Origin of the sequence: Sodalis sp. RH15, assembly GCF_047324255.1 — a bacterium.
Lineage (GTDB): Bacteria > Pseudomonadota > Gammaproteobacteria > Enterobacterales > Enterobacteriaceae > Acerihabitans > Acerihabitans ligni.
The window spans coordinates 3,013,610-3,037,571 of sequence record NZ_CP178738.1 but is presented as its reverse complement, the minus strand read 5'-3'; the positions used below and the strand labels follow the sequence as shown (position 1 = coordinate 3,037,571).

The 23,962-nt window shown below is 59.2% G+C and carries 19 protein-coding genes; 9 read left to right on the top strand and 10 right to left on the bottom strand.

Translation table 11 applies throughout. The annotated features are described in order from the left end of the window. Window positions 1–34 precede the first annotated feature (34 nt). From glpA to glpK, 5 genes are all read left to right on the top strand, one after another. Window positions 35–1,711, top strand: coding sequence for an anaerobic glycerol-3-phosphate dehydrogenase subunit A (glpA, locus tag ACL2XO_RS13950; RefSeq protein WP_413742984.1), 1,677 nt, complete (start codon window positions 35–37; stop codon window positions 1,709–1,711). Next, complete coding sequence (glpB, locus tag ACL2XO_RS13945; protein ID WP_413742983.1) at window positions 1,701–2,975, top strand: glycerol-3-phosphate dehydrogenase subunit GlpB; 1,275 nt, start codon at window positions 1,701–1,703, stop codon at window positions 2,973–2,975. The genes glpA and glpB overlap by 11 nt, the downstream gene beginning before the upstream one ends. Then, on the top strand, window positions 2,972–4,174 hold the full coding sequence (glpC, locus tag ACL2XO_RS13940) for an anaerobic glycerol-3-phosphate dehydrogenase subunit GlpC (RefSeq protein ID WP_413742982.1): 1,203 nt from the start codon (window positions 2,972–2,974) through the stop codon (window positions 4,172–4,174). The genes glpB and glpC overlap by 4 nt, the downstream gene beginning before the upstream one ends. Window positions 4,175–4,554: 380 nt before the next feature. Next, window positions 4,555–5,403, top strand: coding sequence for an MIP/aquaporin family protein (locus ACL2XO_RS13935; protein ID WP_132921766.1), 849 nt, complete (start codon window positions 4,555–4,557; stop codon window positions 5,401–5,403). A gap of 39 nt (window positions 5,404–5,442) precedes the next feature. Further along, window positions 5,443–6,963 (top strand): glycerol kinase GlpK, encoded by a 1,521-nt coding sequence (gene glpK / locus ACL2XO_RS13930; protein WP_132921767.1) that lies wholly within the window; start codon window positions 5,443–5,445, stop codon window positions 6,961–6,963. 178 nt (window positions 6,964–7,141) lie between these two features. Here the strand turns inward: glpK and ACL2XO_RS13925 are convergent, their stop codons facing one another. The 5 genes from ACL2XO_RS13925 to ACL2XO_RS13905 form a co-directional block, all read right to left on the bottom strand. Further along, window positions 7,142–8,272: an iron-containing alcohol dehydrogenase gene (locus ACL2XO_RS13925; protein WP_413724338.1), complete on the bottom strand. Its 1,131-nt coding sequence runs from the start codon at window positions 8,270–8,272 to the stop codon at window positions 7,142–7,144. Between the two features lie 290 nt (window positions 8,273–8,562). Beyond that, window positions 8,563–9,384, bottom strand: coding sequence for an alpha/beta fold hydrolase (locus tag ACL2XO_RS13920; protein ID WP_203521582.1), 822 nt, complete (start codon window positions 9,382–9,384; stop codon window positions 8,563–8,565). A gap of 99 nt (window positions 9,385–9,483) precedes the next feature. After that, complete coding sequence (locus ACL2XO_RS13915) at window positions 9,484–11,103, bottom strand: MFS transporter (protein ID WP_413742981.1); 1,620 nt, start codon at window positions 11,101–11,103, stop codon at window positions 9,484–9,486. Next, window positions 11,084–11,515: a DoxX family protein gene (locus ACL2XO_RS13910; protein WP_413724336.1), complete on the bottom strand. Its 432-nt coding sequence runs from the start codon at window positions 11,513–11,515 to the stop codon at window positions 11,084–11,086. Before ACL2XO_RS13910 ends, ACL2XO_RS13915 begins: the two co-directional genes overlap by 20 nt. Window positions 11,516–11,519: 4 nt before the next feature. Next, entirely contained in the window at window positions 11,520–13,382 is a 1,863-nt protein-coding gene (locus ACL2XO_RS13905) for an amidohydrolase (RefSeq protein ID WP_203521585.1), read from the bottom strand. 253 nt (window positions 13,383–13,635) lie between these two features. On the opposite strand from ACL2XO_RS13905, the gene ACL2XO_RS13900 reads away from it, so the two are divergent. The 4 genes from ACL2XO_RS13900 to ACL2XO_RS13885 all read left to right on the top strand — a co-directional run bounded on the left by ACL2XO_RS13900 (window position 13,636) and on the right by ACL2XO_RS13885 (window position 16,050). Continuing rightward, complete coding sequence (locus ACL2XO_RS13900; protein ID WP_132921772.1) at window positions 13,636–14,322, top strand: hydrolase; 687 nt, start codon at window positions 13,636–13,638, stop codon at window positions 14,320–14,322. Window positions 14,323–14,468: 146 nt separating this feature from the next. Next, window positions 14,469–14,678 carry a DUF1427 family protein gene (locus tag ACL2XO_RS13895; RefSeq protein ID WP_132921773.1) on the top strand — a complete coding sequence of 70 codons (210 nt, stop codon included), beginning with the start codon at window positions 14,469–14,471 and terminating at the stop codon, window positions 14,676–14,678. A 13-nt stretch (window positions 14,679–14,691) separates the two neighbouring features. Continuing rightward, on the top strand, window positions 14,692–14,964 hold the full coding sequence (locus ACL2XO_RS13890) for a DUF1427 family protein (RefSeq protein ID WP_132921774.1): 273 nt from the start codon (window positions 14,692–14,694) through the stop codon (window positions 14,962–14,964). Window positions 14,965–15,168: 204 nt separating this feature from the next. Next, complete coding sequence (locus tag ACL2XO_RS13885) at window positions 15,169–16,050, top strand: helix-turn-helix domain-containing protein (RefSeq protein WP_165934108.1); 882 nt, start codon at window positions 15,169–15,171, stop codon at window positions 16,048–16,050. Window positions 16,051–16,099: 49 nt separating this feature from the next. Here ACL2XO_RS13885 and ACL2XO_RS13880 read toward each other — a convergent pair whose 3' ends face one another. The 5 genes from ACL2XO_RS13880 to fhuE all read right to left on the bottom strand — a co-directional run bounded on the left by ACL2XO_RS13880 (window position 16,100) and on the right by fhuE (window position 23,641). Next, a complete protein-coding gene (locus tag ACL2XO_RS13880; RefSeq protein WP_132921776.1) occupies window positions 16,100–16,528 on the bottom strand; it encodes a hypothetical protein in 429 nt (142 codons plus the stop codon). 98 nt (window positions 16,529–16,626) lie between these two features. After that, window positions 16,627–17,247 carry a response regulator transcription factor gene (locus ACL2XO_RS13875; RefSeq protein WP_413742980.1) on the bottom strand — a complete coding sequence of 207 codons (621 nt, stop codon included), beginning with the start codon at window positions 17,245–17,247 and terminating at the stop codon, window positions 16,627–16,629. A gap of 184 nt (window positions 17,248–17,431) precedes the next feature. Next, window positions 17,432–19,750, bottom strand: coding sequence for an Orn/Lys/Arg decarboxylase N-terminal domain-containing protein (locus tag ACL2XO_RS13870; RefSeq protein ID WP_413742979.1), 2,319 nt, complete (start codon window positions 19,748–19,750; stop codon window positions 17,432–17,434). 53 nt (window positions 19,751–19,803) lie between these two features. Continuing rightward, window positions 19,804–21,141 carry an arginine/agmatine antiporter gene (gene adiC / locus ACL2XO_RS13865; protein ID WP_203521590.1) on the bottom strand — a complete coding sequence of 446 codons (1,338 nt, stop codon included), beginning with the start codon at window positions 21,139–21,141 and terminating at the stop codon, window positions 19,804–19,806. Window positions 21,142–21,493: 352 nt separating this feature from the next. Continuing rightward, window positions 21,494–23,641 (bottom strand): ferric-rhodotorulic acid/ferric-coprogen receptor FhuE, encoded by a 2,148-nt coding sequence (fhuE, locus tag ACL2XO_RS13860; protein ID WP_413743061.1) that lies wholly within the window; start codon window positions 23,639–23,641, stop codon window positions 21,494–21,496. Between the last annotated feature and the right edge of the window lie 321 nt (window positions 23,642–23,962).

Below are 23,962 nucleotides of genomic sequence, written 5' to 3'. Positions count from 1 at the left end.
CCTCCTAAGGTTCCGCCAGATACAGGGTTAGGTTATGGACGTCGTTACGGACAAGGTAATAAAAGGCCGTTCTCCTTATGCGGATACGGATGTCATCATCATCGGCGGCGGCGCCACCGGGGCGGGCATTGCGCGGGATTGCGCCCGCCGGGGGCTGCGCTGCCTGCTGCTTGAGCGGTACGACATCGCCAGCGGAGCCACCGGACATAACCATGGCCTGCTGCACAGCGGCGCGCGCTATGCGGTGACCGACGGCGAGTCCGCACGGGAATGCATCGCGGAAAATCGCATTCTCAAGCATATCGCCCGGCACTGCATCGAGCCCACCGACGGGCTTTTTATCACCTTGCCGCAGGATTCCCTGGCGTATCAGCAGCGTTTTATCCGCTCCTGCAACGATGCCGGCATTGACGCGCGAGCCATCGATCCCGCCGAGGCCCTGCGGCTGGAACCTTCGGTCAATCCCTCCCTTACCGGCGCCGTACGCGTGCCGGACGGCACCGTCGATCCGTTCCGGCTCACCGTCGCCAATATGCTCGACGCCCGCGAACAGGGCGCATGCTTTTTAACCTATCACGAAGTGACCGGTCTTATCCGCCAGGGCGACCGCGTCAGCGGTGTGCGCGTTTTCGACCACCAGACCGGCCTGCGTCATGAGATCCGTGGCCAGGTGGTGGTCAACGCCGCCGGGATCTGGGGCCAGAAGATCGCCGAATATGCCGACCTGCGCATCCGGATGTTCCCGGCCAAAGGCGCGCTGCTGATATTGGGCCACCGCATCAACAATATGGTGATTAACCGCTGCCGCGCTCCGGCGGATGCCGATATTCTGGTGCCGGGAGACACCATCTCCCTTATCGGCACCACCTCCACCCACGTGGATTATGCCGACATCGACCGGTTGCAGGTCACGGCGCAGGAAGTGGATCTGCTGATTCGCGAAGGGGCGCTGCTGGCCCCGGCCCTGGCCGCTACCCGCCTGCTGCGCGCCTACGCCGGAGTACGGCCCCTGGTGGCCAGCGACGACGATCCCTCCGGACGCAACGTCAGCCGCGGCATTGTTTTGCTCGACCACGCCAGCCGCGACGGTATGGAAGGATTCATCACCATCACCGGCGGCAAACTGATGACCTATCGCCTGATGGCGGAATGGGCCACCGACAAGGTGTGCGAAAAATTGGGCGTCAACGCATCCTGCACCACCGCACGGGAGGTTTTGCCCGGTTCTCACGCCCCGGCGAAGGAGACCGCCGTCGGCATGCTGCCGCTGCCCGCCAGCATTGCCGGGTCGGCGCGCTATCGTCACGGCGACCGCGTCAGCCGGGTGCCCCGGGGCAATCGGCTGGATAATAGCCTGGTCTGCGAATGCGAGGCGGTCACCGCCGGCGAGGTGCGCTATGCGGTGGATTCCCTGACCGTCAACAATCTTACCGACCTCAGGCGGCGGACGCGGGTGGGCATGGGCACCTGCCAGGGCGAACTCTGCGCCTGCCGCGCCGCCGGGCTGTTGACGCGATTTAACGTCGCCACGCCGCGGCAGTCCATCCGGCAGCTCTCGCAGTTTCTTGACGAACGATGGAAAGGCATCCGGCCCATCGCCTGGGGAAACGCGCTGCGGGAAAGCGAATTTACCAGTTGGGTCTACCAGGGACTGTGCGGTCTTGACGGCCGTGAGGACAATGACAAACCGGAGGCGGAACATGGAATTTGATGTCGTGGTGATTGGCGGCGGCCTGGCCGGTTTAAGCTGCGCTATCCGCCTGGCGGAACAGGGCAAACGCTGTGGCGTGGTCAGCGCCGGCCAGGGGGCGCTGTTTTTTTCTTCCGGATCGCTGGATTTATTGTCCCGCCTGCCGGACGGCACCCCGGTAACCGCTCCCCTGGAGGCGCTGGGTGAATTGGCCCGGCAGGCGCCCCGCCATCCCTACAGTATCCTTGGGGCCGACACCGTGGCGGCCCTGGCCCGTGACTCCCAGGCGCTGCTGGCCCGATGCGGCATCCCCCTGTTCGGCCGCGGGGCGCAGAACCATTACCGCATAACTCCCCTGGGCACCCGGCGCGCAACCTGGCTCAGCCCGGAGGATATCCCGGTCACCGAACTCGGGCAGACATTGCCCTGGGAAAAGGTATTGGTGGCGGGCATCGAAGGATTCCTGGATTTCGAGCCGCATCTGGTGGCCGGTTCACTGGCGACGGAACAGGGCATAGAAACCGGCGCGGCCTATGTCCATCTGCCGGCGCTGGATCCGCTGCGTAATAATCCCAGCGAGTTCCGCGCGGTGAATATTGCCCGGGTGCTGGATATCGCGAAAAATACCCAGGCGCTGGCGGAAGAGCTTAATCGCCTGGCGGGGGATGCCCAGTGCATCATTCTGCCGGCCTGTATCGGTTTGGACGGCCCCGGCCCCCTTGAACAGCTGCGCGCCGCGGTAGGTAGGCCGGTGCGTTTATTGCCGACCCTGCCGCCCTCGCTGCTGGGGCTGCGTATATTTCAGGCGCTGCGCCAGCGCTTTTGCCGGCTCGGCGGCGTTTTTATGCCGGGAGACCGCGTACTGAAGGCTGAGTTTGACGGACGGCGCATCGCCGGGGTCTATACCCGCAGCCATACGGATATTATGCTGCGGGCGCAGCAGGTGGTGCTGGCCGGCGGCAGCTTTTTCAGCAATGGACTGATGGCCGACCGCGACCGGATTTACGAACCGGTGTTCGGCGCTGATGTCTGGGGTCACGCCGATCGCGGCGAATGGGGCCGGGCGGGTTTTTTCGAGCCCCAACCCTATCTGCAGTTCGGCGTGAAAACCGACCACCGCCTGCGCGCGCTGCTCAATAATGAGCCGGTGGAAAATCTCTATGCCGTCGGGGCGGTGCTGGGGGGGTACGATCCGTTGCAGCAGGGCTGCGGCGCGGGCGTTTCCCTTATCAGCGCCCTGCACGCCGCACAGCGGATTGCCCTGTCGCTTAAGGAAACAGCATGAACCTGCCAAAAGACTTAAGCTTCGAAAGCTGTATCAAATGTACGGTCTGCACCACCTACTGCCCGGTGGCCAAGGTGAATCCATTATATCCGGGGCCTAAGCAGGCCGGGCCGGACGGAGAACGGCTGCGGTTGAAGGACCCGGCGTTGTTCGACGAGGCGCTGATTTACTGCACCAACTGCAAACGCTGTGAGGTGGCCTGTCCGTCAGAGGTGCGCATCGGCGATATTATCCAGCGGGCGAAGGCGAGCTATTCTCAGCACAAGCCCAGCCTGCGCGATGCTCTCCTCAGCCATACCGATATCATGGGCCGGCTGTCGACGCCGTTTGCTCCCGTGGTGAATATCGCCACCGGCCTGGCGCCGGTCCGCCGTCTGCTGGACAGCGCCTTGAAGATAGATCATCGCCGTACGCTGCCGAAATATTCCTTCGGCACCTTTCGCCGCTGGTATCGCCAACAGGCCGCAAGCCAGCGGCGGTATCAGGATCAGGTGGCGTTTTTTCACGGCTGTTTCGTTAATTATAACCATCCGCAGCTGGGCAAGGACCTGATCCGGGTCTTCAACGCCGTGGGTACCGGCGTGCAGTTGCTAAAGCGCGAGAAATGCTGCGGTGTGCCGCTGATTGCCAACGGCTTTATCCAACAGGCGCAAAAACAGGCCAGAGTTAATAATGAATCGCTGCGGGAGTCGGTGCTGACGCAGGGCATACCGGTGGTGGGCACCTCATCGAGCTGTATTTATGCCCTGCGCGATGAATATCCCCATCTGCTGGATGTGGATACCTCTGCGGTGCGTGAACGGGTGGAGCTGGCGACCCGTTATCTCTACCGCCTGCTGGACGGGGGCAAAACCCTGCCCCTGAAACATACACCTTTGCGGGTGGCGTACCACACCCCCTGCCATATGGAAAAAATGGGCTGGGGCGCCTATACGATTGAACTGTTGCGCCGCATTCCGGGTCTGGAGCTGACGGTGTTGGACTCACAATGCTGCGGCATTGCGGGGACATACGGGTTCAAGTCGGAGAATTACGCCAGCTCCCAGGCCATCGGCGCCCCGCTGTTTCGTCAGATTGAAGAGAGCGGCGTTGACCTGGTGGTGACCGACTGCGAGACCTGCAAATGGCAGATTGAGATGTCCACCGGCAAGCGCTGCGAACATCCCATCACCCTGCTGGCGCAGGCGCTGGAGTCATAACCGTTTCAGTGACGAAAGGGCTGTCCCCGGAAAGACGGGCGATGGATTTGTGGTTTAATACTTTATCTCAAGGCGCAAGGCGCCGCCGTAGATAGGCCGGCGTTCCTTGCGCGGCCATTTCCTTATCCGCTCCCTGCCGGGCGCGGTTCGCAGCCTCATGTTTCGAAAATAAAATTTTCGCTCATGAGCGGAAATCCCTCAAAATTAATCGTTTTCGATCATTTCATGACGCATTGCACACATTTAGATTTCGATATTTCTCGTTTTTGCTCGTTAACGATAAACTCGCTCCATACCTACTTATGCCTTTAGGTTACAACTGTTTTGGTATGCAGAACCTACTCTGCCTTGATCCACCTATATGCCAGCAGGAAAAGTCTATGAGCCAATTAAAAACGCCCACGCTAACAGGCCAGTGCATAGCTGAATTTCTTGGAACAGCTCTGTTAATCTTCTTCGGCGTCGGCTGCGTCGCCGCGCTTAAGGTGGCGGGAGCCAGCTTCGGACAATGGGAAATCAGCATCATCTGGGGCATCGGCGTCGCCATGGCGGTATATCTCACCGCCGCGGTGTCCGGCGCCCACCTAAATCCGGCGGTCTCCATCGCCCTGTGTCTATTCGGCAATTTCGAAGGCCGTAAATTGCTGCCCTACATTATCTCGCAAATGCTCGGCGCCTTTATCGGCGCGGCGGTGGTCTATTTCCTTTATTACAACCTGTTTTTTGATTTCGAACAGGCCAACCATATGGTACGGGGAAGCGTGGAAAGCCTGCAGCTCGCCGGCATTTTTTCCACTTATCCCAATGCGCACATCACCGTGATACAGGCATTCTTTGTGGAAACGGTTATCGCCGCCATTTTGCTGTGCCTGATCCTGGCGCTGACCGATGACGGCAACGGCATCCCCCGCGGCCCGCTGGCGCCGCTGCTCATCGGCCTGCTCATTGCGCTGCTTGGCGCATCCATGGGACCGCTGACCGGCTTCGCCCTCAATCCGGCCCGTGATTTCGGACCCAAGGTATTTGCCTATCTGGCCGGCTGGGGCAAAGTGGCCTTTACCGGCGGACGCGATATTCCTTACTTCCTGGTTCCGCTGATTGCGCCGGTGGTGGGCGCCTGCCTGGGGGCGTTCGGCTACCGTGCGCTTATCGGCCCCTATCTGCCTTCCGCCGTAAACGAAGACGGCCTGGAAGAGACGCACCGCGCCGGCAGCGAGCATAAAGCGTAATATTCCTTATAAGAACGATAACTTTTGCAGGTAAACATCATGCCATCTGAAAAAAAATACATTGTAGCCCTCGACCAGGGCACCACCAGTTCCCGGGCGATTGTTCTCGACCACGAGGCTAATATCGTCAGCGTTTCGCAGCGCGAATTCGCTCAAATCTATCCCAAGCCCGGCTGGGTGGAGCATGACCCGATGGAAATCTGGGCGTCGCAAAGCTCAACCCTGGTGGAGGTCCTGGCCAAGGCCGATATCAGCTCCGACCAGATTGCCGGCATCGGCATCACCAACCAGCGTGAAACGGCGGTGGTGTGGGATAAGGAAACCGGGAAACCGGTGTACAACGCCATTGTCTGGCAATGCCGCCGCACCGCCGATATCTGCGAAAAACTGAAAAACGACGGGCTGGAAGAGTATGTCCGTGAAACCACCGGGCTGGTTATCGACCCCTATTTCTCCGGCACCAAGGTCAAATGGATCCTGGATAACGTCGAGGGCGCCAGGGAACGGGCCAGGCGCGGCGAGCTGCTGTTCGGCACCATTGATACCTGGCTGATTTGGCGCATGACCCAGGGCCGGGTGCATGTGACCGACTATACCAACGCTTCCCGCACCATGCTGTTCAATATCCATGCCCTGGACTGGGATGAGAAAATGCTGGATGTGCTGGATATCCCGCGCTCCATGCTGCCGACGGTGCGCTCCTCTTCGGAGGTCTACGGCCAGACCAATATCGGCGGTAAAGGGGGAATCCGTATTCCCATCGCCGGCATCGCCGGCGACCAGCAGGCCGCGCTGTACGGCCAGCTGTGCGTCGAGAAGGGCATGGCCAAGAATACCTACGGCACCGGCTGCTTCCTGCTGATGAATACCGGCACCGAAGCGGTACGGTCGAAACACGGCCTGCTGACCACCATCGCCTGCGGCCCGCGCGGCGAGGTGAACTATGCGCTGGAAGGGGCGGTGTTCGTCGCCGGCGCGGCCATCCAGTGGCTGCGCGATGAAATGAAGCTTATCAGCGACGCCGCCGACAGCGATTATTTCGCCTGCAAGGTAAAAGACACCAACGGCGTCTACGTGGTGCCGGCCTTTACCGGCCTGGGGGCCCCCTACTGGGACCCCTATGCGCGCGGGGCCATCTTCGGCATCACCCGCGGCGTCAACGCCAACCATATTATCCGCGCGACGCTTGAGTCCATCGCGTTCCAGACCCGGGATTTGCTGGATGCCATGCAGGGGGATTCCGGCGCCCGGCTGAAGTCGCTGCGGGTGGACGGCGGCGCGGTGGCCAATAACTTCCTGATGCAATTCCAGTCGGATATCCTGGGCACCCGGGTGGAGCGGCCTGCGGTGCGGGAAGTGACCGCGCTGGGGGCGGCCTACCTGGCCGGACTGGCGGTGGGCTTCTGGAACGATCTGGACGAGGTGAGGAGCAAATCGGTTATCGAGCGGGAATTCCACCCCGGCATTGAAACCGTGGAGCGCAATGTGCGCTACCGCGGCTGGCAAAAGGCCGTGGCGCGCGCCCGCTCGTGGGAAGAGCATGAGGAACAGAAGGACTGAGGCATAGGGCCCATTCCTTGGATGGGCCTTAATCTGTCCTGAGGGGAACCGAGCATGTCAAAGTAAGGGCGTGTTAAAGGGAAAGCGCCTCATGGCACGCCAGGCCCGCAATCACCGATCGTGCAACAAACGTGTTAAAGGACACGATCGGAACGGGATGCCGGCAAGAAACCTCACTTCACTCCTCGATGCGAAAGGCCCCTTCTATCATTTCCCGGCGCTGCGCCGATGAATACTCAAGCAGTGAATTCTTGCTATTGGATTTTTCCAGGCTCACCGCCAGCTCCTCGGGGCTCAGGGGCAAATCCTCCCGCCAAAACGGGGCAACGGCGTTGCGGGTAATGAATGCCCGCAAATAGCGTTCCGGACCGCCCTGTTCATCGGGAAACAGACGCATGGCCAGTTCCGCCATCAGCGCCCGCTGTTGCGGCTGTTCGCTTGCCGCCAGCAGATCCAGAAACGGCAACAGCAGCCGGCCGCACACCTGTCCATGATGATAGCCGCGCAGCGCGCCGACCTCGCCGGCGATGCCGTGTATAACCCCCAGTCCCGCCATGCTCAGCGTCAGTCCCCCCAGATAGGATGCCTGCATAATGGCTTCACGGGCCGCATCACTGCGGTTTAATGCCGGCCACGCCTGCAGAAAGAGGCGGATACCGGTGAGGGACATCTCGCGAGACAGGCTGCCGGCGGTCTTGGACAGGTAGGATTCAAAAAGGTGAGTAAAGGCATCAATGGCGCAATAGGCCAGCACCCGGTCCGGCGTCCCCGCCAGCAGTTGCGGATCCAGGATCGCCGCCTGCGGCACAAAGTTGTTGTGGCGCAGCGACGCCTTCACCTTATGGACCAGAGTGTCGGTGATAACGGCATTCTGCGTCACTTCGCTGCCGGTACCGGCGGTGGTGGGAATGGCGATAAGCGGCAGGGTCGCGCCGCTCACCTTGCTGTCCCCGATCTTTTCCATATAGCGCAAGGCCGGCAACGGATGCTCCGCCAGGGCGGCAAACGCCTTGGCGGCGTCCAGCACGCTGCCGCCGCCGATAGCCACCACCCGCAGTACCTTGCCGCGCCAGCGGGCCACCCAGCGGTCAATATCCTGCGGCGACGCCTCATGACTCACTATCTCGGTACCGGCCAGCAGCGGCACCAGCGTATCCGCCAAGCCCGCATAAACCGCGCCCCCGAGGAAGGATCGGCAGCTGAACAGCAGCGTGGGCCGCGCATCGGACTGCAATAGGGGAACCAGTTGGTTGATACTGCCGGTGCCGAACCAGGTTTGCCGGTTGGCGATCATCAGGCTGACGGTCATGTTATCTCCCGGGCGCGCTAAAACCTCAGCATAATCCAGCGCCGCGGGGCAAACCAGGGCTTTTCGCCGCCTTAAAAAGCGTTATTCAACGGCAAATGCGCCTTTATGCCGCGGGAGGATTTGAAAGCGGAGCCGAACGCCCTTGGCGCCCGAATGCACCGCCCCGGTTTTATCACCGGCGCGGGCACGGTAGCACGTTACTTTTTAACAACGCCCTCAAAGGAGAAGATGCACGGCGGCGCGTTATTTGTTGATTATCGCCGACCGGTACATATTTGCCCGGCGGCGCACTAGCCTTTGATAAACGCCAGCAGATCCGCGTTGAATTGTTCGGCATGCAGCTGCGCCAAACCGTGACAGCCGCCGGGGTAAACTTTCAGCTGGGCGCCTTTGACCAGTTTGGCGCTCTTCAGGCCCGCCGCGGCAATGGGTACGATTTGATCGTCATCACCGTGAATAATCAGCGTGGGTTTATCGATTTTCAGCAGGTCGGCGGTGTAATCCACCTCGGAAAACTCATGCACGCAATCGTACTCCCCTTTAATCCCCCCCTGCATGCCCATACGCCAGAACGACTCCTGCAAGCCTTGATTCAATTTAACGCCCTCGCGGTTGAAGCCATAAAACGGCAGGGCCAGATCGAGAAAAAACTGCGAGCGATCCAGCGCCGTGCCCTTACGGATGCCGTCAAAGACCTCCAGCGGCGTGCCTTCCGGATTCTCCGGCGTCTTCAGCATCAGCGGCGGAACGGCGCCCACCAGCACGACGCGGGCGACGCGGGATGTGCCGTGACGGCCGATATAGTGGGCCACTTCTCCGCCGCCGGTGGAGTGCCCCACCAGGATCACATCCTGCAAATCAAGCTCATCAATCAGCTCGGCCAGATCGTCGGCATACTGATCCATATTATTGCCCTGCCAGGGTTGATCGGAGGCACCGTGCCCCCGGCGATCGTGGGCTATCACCCGAAAGCCTTTCTGGCCAAAAAAGAGCATCTGCGCCTCCCAGGCATCACCGGCCAGGGGCCAGCCGTGGGAGAATACAATGGGCTGGCCGCTGCCCCAATCTTTATAAGCAATGCTGGTGCCGTCATTGGTAGTGATAGTACTCATGATTTTCTCCACAGGTGAGTAATTGAAATGATGACATGTCACTATGTCTGGCATGGGTAACCAGTTTGGATAAAGACTTTCGCGTCAGGCCCGCCCCGGTTAACCGGGGGCCACCAGGTGGCGTACCACCGGCGGAACGCTCCCGCGGTGAAAGGCCTGCACCCGGCTTTGGATAAGCCGGTCGTTCACGGTATGGCGTTCATGCTGCCGCAGATGCTCAAGCCAGGAGCCCACCACGAACACTTCCACGAAGGTGCCCGGCAGTTGGACATCTTCGTAAACCGCCCAGGTCATAGCGCCCCCGCGCCGCCGCACCCGGCGCATTTCCTGGACGGCCAGCATAAACGCCCTTGCCTGGGCCGGGTCTATCTCATATTCGATGCTGACCATCACCGGCCCCCTTTCCTGCCGGATGTCCGGCGCCGGGGCCAGGGGATGTTCACTGGCGTCCAGGTTCAAATCGGGATCTTGATCCAAGCGCCAGCGCAGTGCGGCGGCGGAGGCGAGGATCATGCCGACCGCCGCCGCGCAGAGGGCGGTCCGGATACCGGTTTTAGACGCCAGCTGTCCCCAAATGGCGCTGCCCAGCGTCATGGAACCGAAGAACACGGTAAGATAAACCGCCAGGGCGCGAGCCTTGACCCAGCGGGCCGCGCTGCGCTGCGCGCCGACGTTGAGGGTTGATAGGATAGTAATCCAGGCGAAGCCGGTAAAAAACTCAATAGCGGTTAAAACCCAGAAATATCGGATAAAAGCCAGGGCCAGCATGGTCAGGGCAAACAGCAGGCTGGCCGTCACCGTCAGGCGGTCCGGGGAGAGTTTTTTCCGCAGCCCCGGCAGCAGTATGGCGCCGCACACCGCGCCGATGCCGATGGACGCCAGCAGAATGCCGTAGCCCCCCGGCCCCAGCCCCAGTTCGCGCCGCGCCACCAACGGCAGTAGGGCCCAGCCGGCGCTGCCGAACAGGAAAAACGCCAGGGCGCGCACCAGTACGTTCCTCAAAACCGGCGCGGAATGTACATAGCGCAGCCCCACCCGCACGGCGGAAAAAAAATGCTCGGGAGGCAGCCGCTGGATGGTGGGTTCGGCCTTCCAGCGATAGAGGACAAAACCCACCCCCAACACCGACAGCGCATTGAGCAAAAATACCACCCCCGGCCCGGCAAAGGACAATATCAGCCCCCCCAGGGCCGGTCCGATGGCGCGGCTGATATTGATCCCCAGGGAGTTGAGGGCAATGGCCGCCGGCAGCTCGGTTTTTATTACCAAATCCGGCACAATGGCCTGAAACGGCGGCGAACTCATGGCCGCCCCGGTGCTGAGCAAAAATGCCGCCGCCAGCAGGCCGATGGGCGTCACATGGCCGGTGAGCGCCAGCAGGCCCAGGCCGGCGGCGGCGATAAACACCCAAAGCTGCGAGAACAGCAGATAGCGGCGGCGGTCGACGATATCGGCCATGACCCCGGAAGGCAATGCGAACAGAAACATCGGCAGACTGCCGGCGGCCTGCACCATCGCCACCCACAGCGGGTCGGAATTCAGCAGCAGCATCATCCAGCTGCTGCCCACATCGCTCATCCATGAACCGATATTGGACACCACAGTGGCAATCCACAGCATACGAAAGACCGGCTGCCGCAGCGGACTCCAGGGGGAAAAACCACCGGTGGCCGGCGTGGCGGGGGTGGCGCCGGACCCGCTATCCTGGGCGTCTGTCATGGATTTCCTCTCTGTAGCCCGGCCGGATGCGCCACCGTCCCGGGCCGCACAGCGCCAGCGTGATGAAAATGATCAGCAGCAGCCAGCCGAACTGCCCTTGTTCCACCGTCCATTCGGGATGGACCGCCAGCATGGCCACCAGCAGCACCGCGATAATGGGCAGGCAGGCCAGCCGCGCGGCCACCCCCGATATGATGAAAATCGGGCACACCACCTCGGCGAAAATGGCCGGCAGCAGGTTCATATAAGGCCCCAGGCCAAACGGATCTTCGATGTGCGCCAGCTGTTCATTAAAATGCAGCACCTTGGGTATGCCATGCACATACAGCAGCATGAAGCAGCCGGCGAGCCGCAGGAACAGCAAACCCAGATCGATGGGCGGAGCCGGAGCCGCCGTCGCTAAGATTTTCATGCTGTTAAAACGCAAAGCAGCTGCAGCCCAGCGCGCCCCAGAACCCGGAGTGATCCGATACCGGCACCGCCGAACGCCGGGCACTGTCATGGGCGTGACCATGAACGCCGCAGGCGCCGATGCAGCTATGGGGCAACAGGCAGGCGCCGGCAGCGGGGAGCTGCCGATAATGCCCCGGCACCAGAGTAACGGGAGACCACTCCGGCAATACCGGGATCGCCGCCGGGCCATGGGAAGATAATTCACCGGCGGCATAGACCACCTTGCCGCCCACCACGGTCATCAGCGATTCAATGGCTTTGATATCCTCTTCCGGAATAGCGAAAAAATCCGCCGTCAGCACCGCCAGATCCGCCAGTTGGCCGGCCTCGATATGTCCTTTTTTGCCCTGTTCGGTGGAAAACCAGGCGCTGCCCGCGGTATATAACTCCAACGCGGTATCGCGGGACAGCCGGTTCAGGCTGTCGAACAGCTTCATGCCGCCCACCGTACGGCCGGAGACCAGCCAGTACAGCGCGGTCCAGGGATTATAGCTGGCCACCCGGGTGGCATCGGTACCGGCCCCCACCGGAATGCCCATCTCCAGCATGCGCGCCACCGGCGGCGTCTGGGCGGCGGCTTCCGCGCCGTAGCGCTCGGCAAAATATTCTCCCTGGAACGCCATTCGATGCTGGATGGCGATACCGCCTCCCAAGGCCCGTACCCGCTCGATATTTTTGGCGGTAATAGTCTCGGCATGATCGAAAAACCAGTGCAGGCCGTCAAACGGAATATCCTTGTTCACCTTTTCGAAGACGTCCAGCATCCGGCTGATGGATTCGTTATAGGTGGCATGCAGCCGGAACGGCCAGCGCTGGCTCACCAGATGCCTGACCACCGCCTCCAGCTCGTTCTCCATGGCAGGGGGCAGATCGGGCCGGGGTTCGAGGAAGTCCTCAAAATCGGCGGCGGAAAACACCAGCATCTCCCCGGCGCCGTTCTGCCGGTAAAAATCATCCCCCTGTCCGGGCGTCACCATATCGGTCCAGCGCGTGAAATCCTCCAGCTCGCCGCCCTTGCGCTGGGTAAACAGGTTATAGGCGATGCGCAGGGTCAGTTGTCCCTCCTTCGCCAATTGATCCACCACTTTGTAATCATCGGGATAGTTCTGAAAGCCGCCGCCGGCGTCGATAACGCTGGTGAGGCCCAGGCGGTTAAGCTCGCGCATGAACTGCCGGGTAGAATTCACCTGGTATTCCAACGGCAGGACCGGCCCTTTGGCCAGGGTAGCGTAAAGAATCATGGCATTGGGCCTGGCAATCAGCATACCGGTGGGATTGCCCGCCTGGTCGCGCTGGATTTCGCCGCCGGGGGGATTGGGAGTGTCCTTGGTATAGCCCACCACCCGCAGCGCCGCCCGGTTAAGCAAAGCGCGATCGTAAAGATGCAGCACAAACACCGGCGTATCCGGCGCCGCCGCGTTCAGTTCATCCAGGGTCGGCATGCGCCGTTCCGCAAACTGGAATTCGGTCCAGCCTCCCACCACCCTTACCCATTGCGGCTGTGGCGTGCGATCCGCCTGCTTTTTCAGCATGGCCAGGGCATCGGACAGCGACGGCACCCCTTCCCAGCGCAATTCGAGGTTATAGTTCAGTCCGCCGCGGATAAGATGCAGGTGGGAATCGTTTAAACCGGGGATAACCGTCCGTCCGCCCAGGTCAATCACCTTGGTTTGATCGCCGCCGTGGCGCATCACCTCGGCGCGGGTCCCCACCGCCAGAAATTTACCGTTGCTGACGGCGACCGCATCGGCCAGGGGCTTTTGCCTGTCGAGGGTATGAAATTTCCCGTTGGTAAGGATTAACTCAGCTTTATCAGGCGAAACCATAAAACCTCCGAAGCAGTGAGGGCCCGCGCGGCATGGGCAATGACCGGATTATGGTCGGCATGCCGGAGCAGCGTCTAGTTATACAAAGAGATAATGGCGCCGCCTGGGTTATACATAGAGATAATAGTCTCTCCCGCCCAGACGCCCTACCATGCCGCTTAATAGCGAAAAGCCGTCCTGGCCGCTATCGGCTTTATCGACGCGCCGCGGATACTCCGGCGATTCCATTACCCAAACCTCAATGGATATCATTATGATTGACTCTAAACTTGATGTACTGACCCCCACGAACTGTCAAATGATCTTCATCGACCAACAGCCGCAAATGGCGTTCGGCGTGCAGTCCATGGATCGGCAGGCGTTAAAGAACAACGTGGTGGCATTGGCGAAAGCCGCCAAGACATTCGGCATTCCCACCACCATCACCACGGTGGAAACATTGAGTTTTTCCGGCCATACCTACCCCGAACTGCTGGACGTCTTTCCCACCCATGACATTCTCGAGCGTTCTTCCATGAATTCCTGGGACGATCAGAAAGTACGCGATGCCCTGGCGGCCAACGGTAAGAAAAAGGTGGTGGTTTCCGGTTTATGGACCGAAGTGTGCAATAACAGTTTCGCTTTATGCGCCATGGCCGAAGGAGCATATGAAATCTATATGGTGGCCGATGCCTCGGGGGGAACATCAAAGGAAGCACATGATTATGCCATGCAGCGGATGATCCAGGCCGGCGTGATTCCGGTGACCTGGCAGCAGGTCATGCTGGAGTGGCAGCGGGATTGGGCGCGCAAAGAGACCTACGACGCCGTAATGGCCATCGTCAAGGAGCATTCCGGCGCCTACGGCATGGGAGTGGACTATGCCTATACCATGGTCCATAACGCCCCGGAACGCATCCACGGCGAACACCGTACGCTGGCGCCGGTACCGGCCAGATAACTTACCCTTGAGCCGCGCAGTAGTCTGCCGGCCAGGCGGCATATCCCTCCGGTGGCGGAGCGATATTGCGTCCGGGCGACAGGGTACTGGCCGGCCTCAGAGGTCTTACGTTCCGGCTTACGCGAACGACGCTAAGGGAAACGACCATGAAAGTCTATCTTATTTCCATGGGCGCAGGCGTACTCATAGGCCTGGTTTACGCCCTGCTCAAGGTGCGTTCCCCCGCGCCGCCCGCCATCGCCCTTATCGGTCTGCTGGGCATGCTGGCAGGGGAGCAGCTTATCAGCCAGGTGGCGCGGCACGCGGCGGCGGCCCCGCCCGGCAGCCACTCTGTCGGCGCGCAGCCGCCGCGGTAATATGAGGAAAGTGATGAAACCCTACCTGGTTTCCCTGGTAACCGGCATATTGGCCGGTATCATTTATTCTTTATTGCAGGTGCATTCACCCGCGCCGCCGGTGCCTGCGCTGCTGGGGCTGCTGGGCATGCTGGTGGGTGAGCAGCTTGTCCCGGTTTGCAAGCGGCTGATTAACCGGCAACCGCTGACCCTGGCGTGGTTTCGCCATGAGTGCGTGCCGAAGATCAGCGGCACGCCGCCGGCGGGAGGAGAAAAACCGCCGCCGGATGAGTTATACCCTAAATAATTCGATGACGGGTATATTGATAGTCAAATTCTGATTCGCCCGCCTGCCCTCCCGCCCCAAATGCGGGTAAACCGCCCTTCACGCCGGTTTTTGCAACCCGGTGCAGATTTGTCAGGAAATTTATAGTTTACTGTTAACAAAATGATGCCTAATGTTACGGTATGTATTTTCTTGGCCTGCCTGCAGGCAAGGATTGGAACTTCCATGATCTTATCCAACCGCATGTCGCTTCACGCCGGCTCCGTTCGCTTTTATGCCAGCCGGCACGCGGACACCCTGCCCCTTGAAAATGCGCCTGTTATTACCATCCCTTGCGGCGAGGCTTTTGCGGTGATTGTCCAGCTTGCGGATTTCAGGCTGCATAAGCTGTGGCACGATGGCCGGCTTATCCATACCGGCGGCCATGTGAAACAGGCGGTTGCCATTACCGATCTTACCGAGGACTGGCGCTGCCAGCATCTGAGCCCTTTTGATAATGTCCGTTTGGTTATCCCCCGCCAGGCCCTGGACGAATTCACCTATGACAGCGGGCAAAAGCGCGTTGCCCGCTTCGATTGTCCGCCCGGCACCACCGACCCGGTGATGTTCCACCTGGCGCAGGCGCTGATACCCTTGATGGATATGCCCGACGGCGCATCGGATTTTCTTATTGAGCATCTTTCCCTGGCGCTGCTGGCGCACCTCACGGCGGCTTACGGCAACGCGCCGCCGGAATGGAGCCGGCGAAAAGGCCGATTGGCGCCGTGGCAGGAGCAACGGGCGAAAGAGTATATGCTGCTGAATATGGCCAAAGGGGTATCTCTGGAGCAGATAGCCCAAGAGTGCCGGCTATCGCGGGCGCACTTTGCCCGCTATTTCAAAAACAGCACCGGTAACTCAGCCTATGCCTGGCTGCAAAAGATGCGCATTCAAAAGGCCCAGGAACTGCTTGGCCGCCATGAGCAAAGCCTGACGCAAATCGCCCTGGAGTGCGGCTTTACCGATCAAAGCCATTTTTCCCGGGTATTCAAATCCGTTATAGGTACGCCGCCGGGCAATTGGCAGCGCATGCGGGCCATGGGAAAGGATGCCAGTGGGGACGGCTGAATACCGGTTCAATGAGCCATTACCGGTTGTGCGCCATCAGACGAATCCCCTAGGCCTGGCGGCCGGATGCCGGATCCGACGGAGCGGCAAGCAAGGACAGCACCTGACGCAGTTCGCCGTGGGCGATTGCCGCCTCGGTTGATTCCTGCAGAGCCTCCACATATTTGCGATAAAAATCATCGTCGCTTTCCGGCGGCGACAACAGGCGCTCGACCACGGTTTTATAGGCAACGATAGCCGCCGTATCGATATCCTCCTTGTCATCCAGCCGTTCATCCAATTCCACTACGATCTCCGAAATCCGCCTCAGCCAGGCGAACTGCGGGTGGCCGGTGAGCAGTTGCAGATGCTCAAAGGGACTGCCCACCGGGCCAAAGCGCCCGGTTTCCAGATCAACCAGCGTCTTGTGCAATTTGCGCAGCGCGCCGGACAATTTTTTGAGGGCGGCGCGGGGATCGGACATCTCTTGGGTGTTCATAGGTCTTGTTCCTCGAAAATCATCTACAGGTTTGAGCAACGGCATGGCGGGTTCGCCCCGGCGGCAACGCCGGGGGGACGCCCGTCCAGGCGCCGCCGTTAGCGGCTCTGGGACTTGACGATATGCAGGCGCTCCGCCGCCCTGACCAAATCAGCCAGGCATCGGGTTTGCATTTTCTCCATCACCCGCCGTTTATGCACCTTGGCGGTGATTTCACTGACCCCAAGCGCCGTGGCTATCTGCTTATTAAGCAATCCGCCTATGGCCAAGCCAAGCACTTCCCGTTCCCGGGGCGTCAGGGTTTGATGGCGCTCGGCAAGGCTTGATAGCTCATGGTAAAAGGAGAGGTTTTTCTCGGCCATCAGCAGCCCTCCCCGGACCGCGCTCAGCAATTGCCCGGGATCGATGGGCTTGGTTAAAAACTCATAGGCGCCGGCCTTCATCGCTTTTACCGACAACGGGATGGTGCCATAGCCGGTGATAAAAATCACCGGAAACGCCCGGCCGGTTTTTCCCAGCGCCTCCATCACGTCAAACCCATCCGATACCGGCACGTTCATATCAACAATAACGCAACAGGGAATATGACTGAAATGCTGCTTAAGAAACGCCTGCACTGAAGCAAAATCAGCTACATGGAAGCCTTCCGACTGTAGCAACCTGACAATGGAATGTCTTACCGAATTATCGTCGTCAACAACATACACAATATGATCCATGAATATGCCCTATCGTTGATGGAAAAAGAACACCCCGGCCGCGATATCGCCGGCAAGGGTCGCTTTTATCAATTCGTTAGTACTGCGGCACTCCATAATCACCAGAAGCCAGAGGCTTATCTTGTAAAATAGTATGGTTTTGTGACGATTGATGTGATCATAACCTACAGTTTTCATCGGGTATTCACCGGATGATTTCGTCTTTCAGCACCCAGATGCGGTATTCGCCGTCGTCATACTGCGCCCCCTCCAGCTCTTTTTCGAAACCGGGGAATTTTTTACCCCAGTCGGCGATGCTGTGGATGTAACCTAGCCACGGCTCATCCTCTGCGCCGAAACTTTCGCCGGGCATCACTATCGGGATGCCCGGCGGATAAGGAATTACCCCTACCGCCGAGACCCGTCCGGCCAGTTTATCCAGCGTCAGATGTTCACAGCGCCCGGCCATATGATCCTGGAACGCCGCCCGTGGCAGCTTTACCGGCACCGGCAGTTTGCCGAAGGCCGCGGACTGCAATTTATCCATCTGGCTGGTTTTCATGTAAGCAAACATCTCGTCGCAGAGATCCTTCAGTCCCCGGCCCGCATAGCGCGCGGCGTTGGCGGCGGCCAGGTCCGGCAGGCACAGCGTCAGCGGACTGTTGTTATCGTAGTGCTGTTTAAATTCCAGCAGGACGTTGATCAAGGTCCCCCATTTGCCTTTGGTTACGCCCACCGAGAACAGGCAAAGCACCATAAAATCCGTGGTGCGGGAGGGGACAATACCGTTTTGCCCGAGAAAAGCGGTGACCATCGCCGCGGGGATGCCGTTGTCCAGCATCTCGCCGTTATCCCCCATGCCCGGCGACAGAATGCCGGCCTTGATGGGATCCAGCATGCACCAGCCATCGTCGATCTGCCCAAAACCATGCCAGGCTTCGCCGGGTTTTAATACCCAGCAATCCGGGTCGGTGGTCAACTGACGTTTTGAGGCGTTCATAAACGGAATTTTTTTGCCGGTAACGCGGTCTGTTACCTCCGGCGCGTTCCAGGGGGAAAAGAACCATTCCCCTTTCCCCTGTAGTTCGGCGTGGGCTTTGGCCAAGGCGAGGCGGAAATCCACCGCCTCGTTGATCACTTCCTGGGTCAGCGATTCCCCCTGCGGGCCGTCCATCATCGCGGCGCCCACTTCATTGGCGGCAATAATGGCGTAAAGCGGCGAGGTGGTGGCCTGCAGCATATAGGATTCGTTAAAACGCGAGTGCTCCACCGGGATTTTGCCATTGCGGATATGGATATAAGACGCCTGCGACAGGGCCGCCAGCAGCTTATGGGTGGACTGGGTAGCGAAAACCGTCGGGCCATCCGGGTCGTGGGCCGCCGGATCGCCGCGCATGGCGAACCGGTCGCGGTAAAGGGGGTTAAACCGGGCGTAGGCATACCAGGCTTCATCAAAATGAATCTGATCAACGCTTTTCGCCAGCAGCGTCTGAGCCTGGGCGGCGTTATAGCACATACCGTCGTAGGTACAGTTGGTGATCACCGCGTAGGTGGGCTTTAGGCTCTCGGCCAGCGCCTTAAGGGGATGCCGGGCTATTTTATCCTTGATGGCCCTGGCGGTGAGCTGCGTTTTCGGAATCGGGCCGATAATGCCGTAGCGATTACGGGTCGGGATAAAAAAGACCGGTAGCGCCCCGGTCATGACCAGGCCCTGCTCAATGGATTTATGGCAGTTGCGATCGCACAGCGCGATTTGACGGTCGCCGATAGCCGCCGCCATCACCGCGCGATTGGAGCCGGAGGTGCCGTTAAGCACGGAGTAACTGCGGTGCGCGCCGAAAATCCTCGCCGCATAGGCTTCGGAGTCTTTGATGGGGCCGCTGTGATCCAGCAGGGAGCCCAGGGAACCGCGCTCGATACCGGTATCGGTACGAAAGAGGTTCTCGCCGAAAAAATCGAGGAACTCACGTCCCACCGCGGTTTTGGTAAAAGCGACGCCGCCCTGGTGTCCCGGAGCGGCCCAGGAATACTCCGGCGAGTTGCGGGTGTAATCGAACAGCGCGCGGGTAAACGGCGGCAGCAGCTGATCGTAGTATTTCCTGATAAGGGATACGGCGCGGGCGGCGATAAACTCCGCGATATCCTCATGCATCCAGACAAACTCGTTCACCATTTGCATGGTTTCAAGGGTAAGGGTATCAATGCAGGAGTGTTCGGCCATCAGCATCACCGGCAGGTTTTTATTGCGCGCGCGTATGGCGGTCAATAAAGCCGACGCCTGGCTATGGGACGCGTCGTCATTGCCGCCGGAGGTCCAATCGACAAATACGCAGCAAATGGAGGCATCCGAGCCGATGGTGGCCTCGCCGTCCTCGAAGGTGGCGGCGCGGATCGCCTGCAGATTATTATCTTCCAGCGCCACCACCAGCTCATTGACGGCGCGTCCGTTGGCGGTGCCGCCGTCGGGGAGATTACTGTCCACCACCAGGACCTTGCGTTTTTTTTGGCGGGTTAACTCAATCATATCCGGTTCCTTTTCGTCTTAATCAACATGAGAATCCTTTATCCGAAACCGGGTTAATCCTGTTTAAGCGGTTGATCCAGGGGAAAGGGGTTTTGATGGCGGCGGTTATAGTTGAGGGTGTACATGGCGGTAATCACCATCAGCGCGACGAATGACCACATGACCTCTTGCGCTCCCGAGCCCACCACGGCCCAGATGCAGTACACAAAGGCTATCAGGGTAATGGCGCTGTACATTTTCAGCTGGCTGCCCAAATGCCCGTGTCCCACCAGCAGCAATGCGGCGCAGGTATAAAGATAGGGCACCAGGGTAAAGATCACAGAAACGGAAGAGACCAGAGCGAACTGCGCGGTGGCGTTCGGGGAGATGGTGGTGATTTGAAACAGCGTCATCAGTACCCCAAGTATCAGCAGCCCGGCGGCCGGCACGCCGTTTTTATTGACCTTGCCGAAGATGGCGGGAAACAGGCCGTCATCCGCCGCGGCCTTGGCGGTTTGGCTGGCCAGTAACGTCCAGCCCCCCAGCGAGCCCAGGCAGCCGATGGCGGCGCAGGCGGTCACGATGGCGCCGGCGGTATTACCCAGCGCCATGCGGGCGGCGTCGCCGAACGGCGAAGTGGACAGCCTGAGCGCGGCGTTCGGAATCATGCCCATGATGGCGGTGGTGGAGAGGACGTAGCAAACGGCGGCAATCAACACGCCGCCGATGGTGGCAATCGGGACGTTGCGCTTAGGGTTTTCCACTACCGCTGCCGCCACCGATGCGCTTTCCACGCCGATGAATGACCACAGCGTGATGCTCAGGGTGCTTTGGATGGCGCCGAAGGTCCCCTTGCCGCTGACGTTCCAGGCCGCCATATAGGTATCGCCCTTGAACCAGAACCAGCCGAAGATGGCGATGGCCAGAATGGGGATCAACGCCAATACGGTGGCGACGCCCTGCACGCGGGTGATCATTTTCGGCCCGATGATGTTCAGGATGACAAAAAGCCATAATACGGCGATGCAGGTTATTGTCAGCACCATCGGCTCTTTAAGGACAGGGAAGAAGTAGCTGAGGTAACCGACGCCGATGACCACCATGGCGATATTCCCGATCCAGCAGGCCAGCCAATACAGCAGATTGGTCTGATAGCCGATAAAGGGGCCGAAGGCGCGCCTGGCGTAGGCATAAGAGCCGCCGGCGCTGTCATCGATGGAAGACATTTTCGCATACACTATGGACAGCGCCAGCGCGCCGATGATGGTGACTATCCAGCCATAAATGGCTATCCCCCCCGTGGCGGCGAGATTCGCCGGCAACAGGAACACCCCGGACCCCATGATATTGCCGGAAACCATCAGGGTTACCGGAACCAGGCCCACTTTACGACTACCTACCGTTATCGCCATTATTCATTCTTCTTAATTAAAGCCATGTGGAATCAGCCGCCGGCAGGAGCCGCCGCGGCTGATAAAAGGATGAGGGGAATCAATAAATTTACCGATTAAGATTAGTCGGCATTTCAGGGAATATTTAAAATAAATGTAAGATATAATGTCTTAAAGGCAGTGCAATATTTGGTTGATACCGCCGACGACCAGAGCAATTAACCTTTGGGATGTCAACGCGGCGGGCATCAAGGTTGCCTTTGTCCGGATATGATGCCTTCCGCCGCGCCACTGAACGAGTATAGTGCGCGACACAAAGTGACGTTGTCACGTTTTAGCCAAAGGCCTCCCATCCGGACATTATCCCGCACCGTCAGAAGGTATAGTTCAGCGTCACCGAGACGCTGCGAGGCGTGCCGTAGACGGCGTAAGAAGCGAGATAGTCGTAATACTCCTTATCAAACAGGTTGTTGATATTGGCCTGTACCGAAAGCTGGCGGCTGACCTGGTAGCGCCCGAACAGGTTAACCAGCGCATAGCTGCCCTGCTCCACCCGCGTCATCCCCAGCGGGCCGTAGTCACTTTGCCAGGTATGATTCTGCCAGTTCACGCCGCCGCCCACGGTGAGATCCGGCAATACCGGCAGCTGATAGCGGGTAAAGAATTTCAGCGACGTGCGCGGCAGGAAAGAGTTGACGGCATTACCGTCACCGTCTTTGGCGACATAGCGGGAACCGCCGAACGTCATTTGCAGACGGTCGGTTACCGCGCCGTTCACCTCAAATTCAACCCCTTTGCTGACGGTATTGTTAACCGCGCGATAGGCCTCTTCGGTAGTACCCGGAATATAGGTATTCTCATCCACCGCCACATGGTTCTGTTCCGTGCGGAACACCGCGGCAGACGCCGTCAGGCGACCGTCATTCCAGTCGCCTTTCAGGCCGGTCTCATAGTTTTTCCCCACCGTAGGGTCCAGATAGTTTTTATTCAGGTCCCTGTAGGTCTGCGGCTGGAAGATGGAGGTGTAGCTGGCATAAGCGGACCAGGTGTCGTTAATATCATAAATCAGGCCGGCATAAGGCGTGACGTCGCTTTTATCGGCATCGGCGGTGGTGCCCTCGGCGCGCCAATCGGTGTAACGGGCGCCCACAATCAGGGCCAGGGGATCCGCCAGGGAGAAGCGAGCGGCGGTATAGAACGATTTTTGCCGTATCGTATCACTGGAATAATCCACCCAGGGGCTCCAGACCGGGTCCGCCACGTCGCCGTTCCAATTGTTGTAATCACCGATATCAGACTCGCTAAGGGTGGCCTGGGAGTTGTAGTAGCGGTTATTTTGCCTGCTGTAGCTGGCGCCGACGATCAGCTTGTGCCGGCGGCCCAACAGGTCAAAGGGGCCGCTGGCATAGGTATCGACGGAATCCACCTTGCGTACGCCGGTATTCCATCCGCCGTAGGCCGTCACCCCGGTACCGCTATCCTTGTCGGGAAAACCGGCGGCATACATCAGCTTGGAATCAAAATCGGTTTCAGCATGGGTGCCGTTAACGCGCGCCTCCCAGCCATTGTCAAAATGATGGGCAAGATTGGCAAATACCTTTCTCGACAGCTGGTTGTTATAGCTCCAGTCCGGCGCCGGGTTAAAGCTGCGATGGAAGTGCGTACGGCTGCCGTCGCTATACCAGGTGGGCAAGCCTCCCCAGGTGGGGTCCGATGCATGGTTTTCCTGAAAGTCGTAACCCAGGGATAAGGTGGTGGCATCGGTCAGATCGGCGTCCACCACGCCGTAAAGAAACTTTTTACGGTAATGGTAGCGGTCAAGGAAGCTGTCATTATCCTGATAGCCGGCGATAACCCGGCCGCGCACGTTGCCGGACGCCGAGAGCGGGCCGGAAAGGTCCAGCACCATTCGTTGTTTGTCCCAGCTGCCGTAGCTGCCGGTGACGGAACCCTGGAATTCGCGGCTGTCGGCATGTTTACGCACCATATTGACGGAGGCGGAGGGATCCCCCGACCCGGTGAGCAGGCCGGTGGCGCCCCGCACCACTTCTATACGGTCATAGATGGCGGTATCCGAACCCGCATCGCCGAAGTTCCACAACTGATCAACGGTCGTGGGAATACCGTCAAACAAATATCGGGTGATGGGAAAACCGCGGGAATAATAGCTGACGCGATCGGAATCGATGATTTCCGGTGAGATACCAATGGTATTGCTCAGCACATCGTTAAGGGTTTGCAGATCCTGATCCTGCATGCGCTGCTGGGTGATGATGCTCACTGACTGGGGAATATCCCGCGGCGCCAGCAGCATTTTGGTGCCGGCGGTGGTCACCGGCACGCTGTAATCCTGCTGGCCGCCGCTGCTATTGCCGCTTGGCCTGCCGGTGACCACCAGGGTGTCATCGGCATTTTTCGCCCCGCCCGGCTCGTCCGCGGCGGCCATGTGATACCAAGAAGAGATCAGGGCGGCGGCAACGGGCAATAAATATCTCGAACCTGAATGATTAAACCTACCCATCGCTTCTCTAGCCTTACTCTTCGAAACAAACAGCAACATCACTATTCTCCATGAAACCGGTTATATTTTTGCTCACATAGCCAGGGGGTCTTATTGATTTATAGGTTGTTTAGCCTGAAATAACTTAATGTTACATTGTCACTTAAAAAGAATAAATGAGACAGAAAAGAAAACGAGAATCATACGCATTAGCATTATTAATGTAAATAATAATTACCAATGCAATGAGCCACATGGGGCAAGGCGGGGTCGGAGCAAAGAAGAGTCGCGTTAGGTATACAGCATTATCGGGCGTGATACTTTATGGGGCGGCTCGTCTCA

Coding starts and splice junctions, on each gene's coding strand:
- ACL2XO_RS13895 (WP_132921773.1), top strand. CDS start 14,469: ATGAAAGTCTATCTTATTTCCATGGGCGCAGGCGTACTCATAGGCCTG.
- ACL2XO_RS13905 (WP_203521585.1), bottom strand. CDS start 13,382: ATGGTTTCGCCTGATAAAGCTGAGTTAATCCTTACCAACGGGAAATTT.
- ACL2XO_RS13900 (WP_132921772.1), top strand. CDS start 13,636: ATGATTGACTCTAAACTTGATGTACTGACCCCCACGAACTGTCAAATG.
- ACL2XO_RS13885 (WP_165934108.1), top strand. CDS start 15,169: ATGATCTTATCCAACCGCATGTCGCTTCACGCCGGCTCCGTTCGCTTT.
- ACL2XO_RS13915 (WP_413742981.1), bottom strand. CDS start 11,103: ATGACAGACGCCCAGGATAGCGGGTCCGGCGCCACCCCCGCCACGCCG.
- ACL2XO_RS13880 (WP_132921776.1), bottom strand. CDS start 16,528: ATGAACACCCAAGAGATGTCCGATCCCCGCGCCGCCCTCAAAAAATTG.
- ACL2XO_RS13935 (WP_132921766.1), top strand. CDS start 4,555: ATGAGCCAATTAAAAACGCCCACGCTAACAGGCCAGTGCATAGCTGAA.
- ACL2XO_RS13910 (WP_413724336.1), bottom strand. CDS start 11,515: ATGAAAATCTTAGCGACGGCGGCTCCGGCTCCGCCCATCGATCTGGGT.
- ACL2XO_RS13890 (WP_132921774.1), top strand. CDS start 14,692: ATGAAACCCTACCTGGTTTCCCTGGTAACCGGCATATTGGCCGGTATC.
- glpA (WP_413742984.1), top strand. CDS start 35: ATGGACGTCGTTACGGACAAGGTAATAAAAGGCCGTTCTCCTTATGCG.
- ACL2XO_RS13875 (WP_413742980.1), bottom strand. CDS start 17,247: ATGGATCATATTGTGTATGTTGTTGACGACGATAATTCGGTAAGACAT.
- fhuE (WP_413743061.1), bottom strand. CDS start 23,641: ATGGGTAGGTTTAATCATTCAGGTTCGAGATATTTATTGCCCGTTGCC.
- ACL2XO_RS13920 (WP_203521582.1), bottom strand. CDS start 9,384: ATGAGTACTATCACTACCAATGACGGCACCAGCATTGCTTATAAAGAT.
- glpB (WP_413742983.1), top strand. CDS start 1,701: ATGGAATTTGATGTCGTGGTGATTGGCGGCGGCCTGGCCGGTTTAAGC.
- adiC (WP_203521590.1), bottom strand. CDS start 21,141: ATGGCGATAACGGTAGGTAGTCGTAAAGTGGGCCTGGTTCCGGTAACC.
- glpC (WP_413742982.1), top strand. CDS start 2,972: ATGAACCTGCCAAAAGACTTAAGCTTCGAAAGCTGTATCAAATGTACG.
- ACL2XO_RS13870 (WP_413742979.1), bottom strand. CDS start 19,750: ATGATTGAGTTAACCCGCCAAAAAAAACGCAAGGTCCTGGTGGTGGAC.
- glpK (WP_132921767.1), top strand. CDS start 5,443: ATGCCATCTGAAAAAAAATACATTGTAGCCCTCGACCAGGGCACCACC.
- ACL2XO_RS13925 (WP_413724338.1), bottom strand. CDS start 8,272: ATGACCGTCAGCCTGATGATCGCCAACCGGCAAACCTGGTTCGGCACC.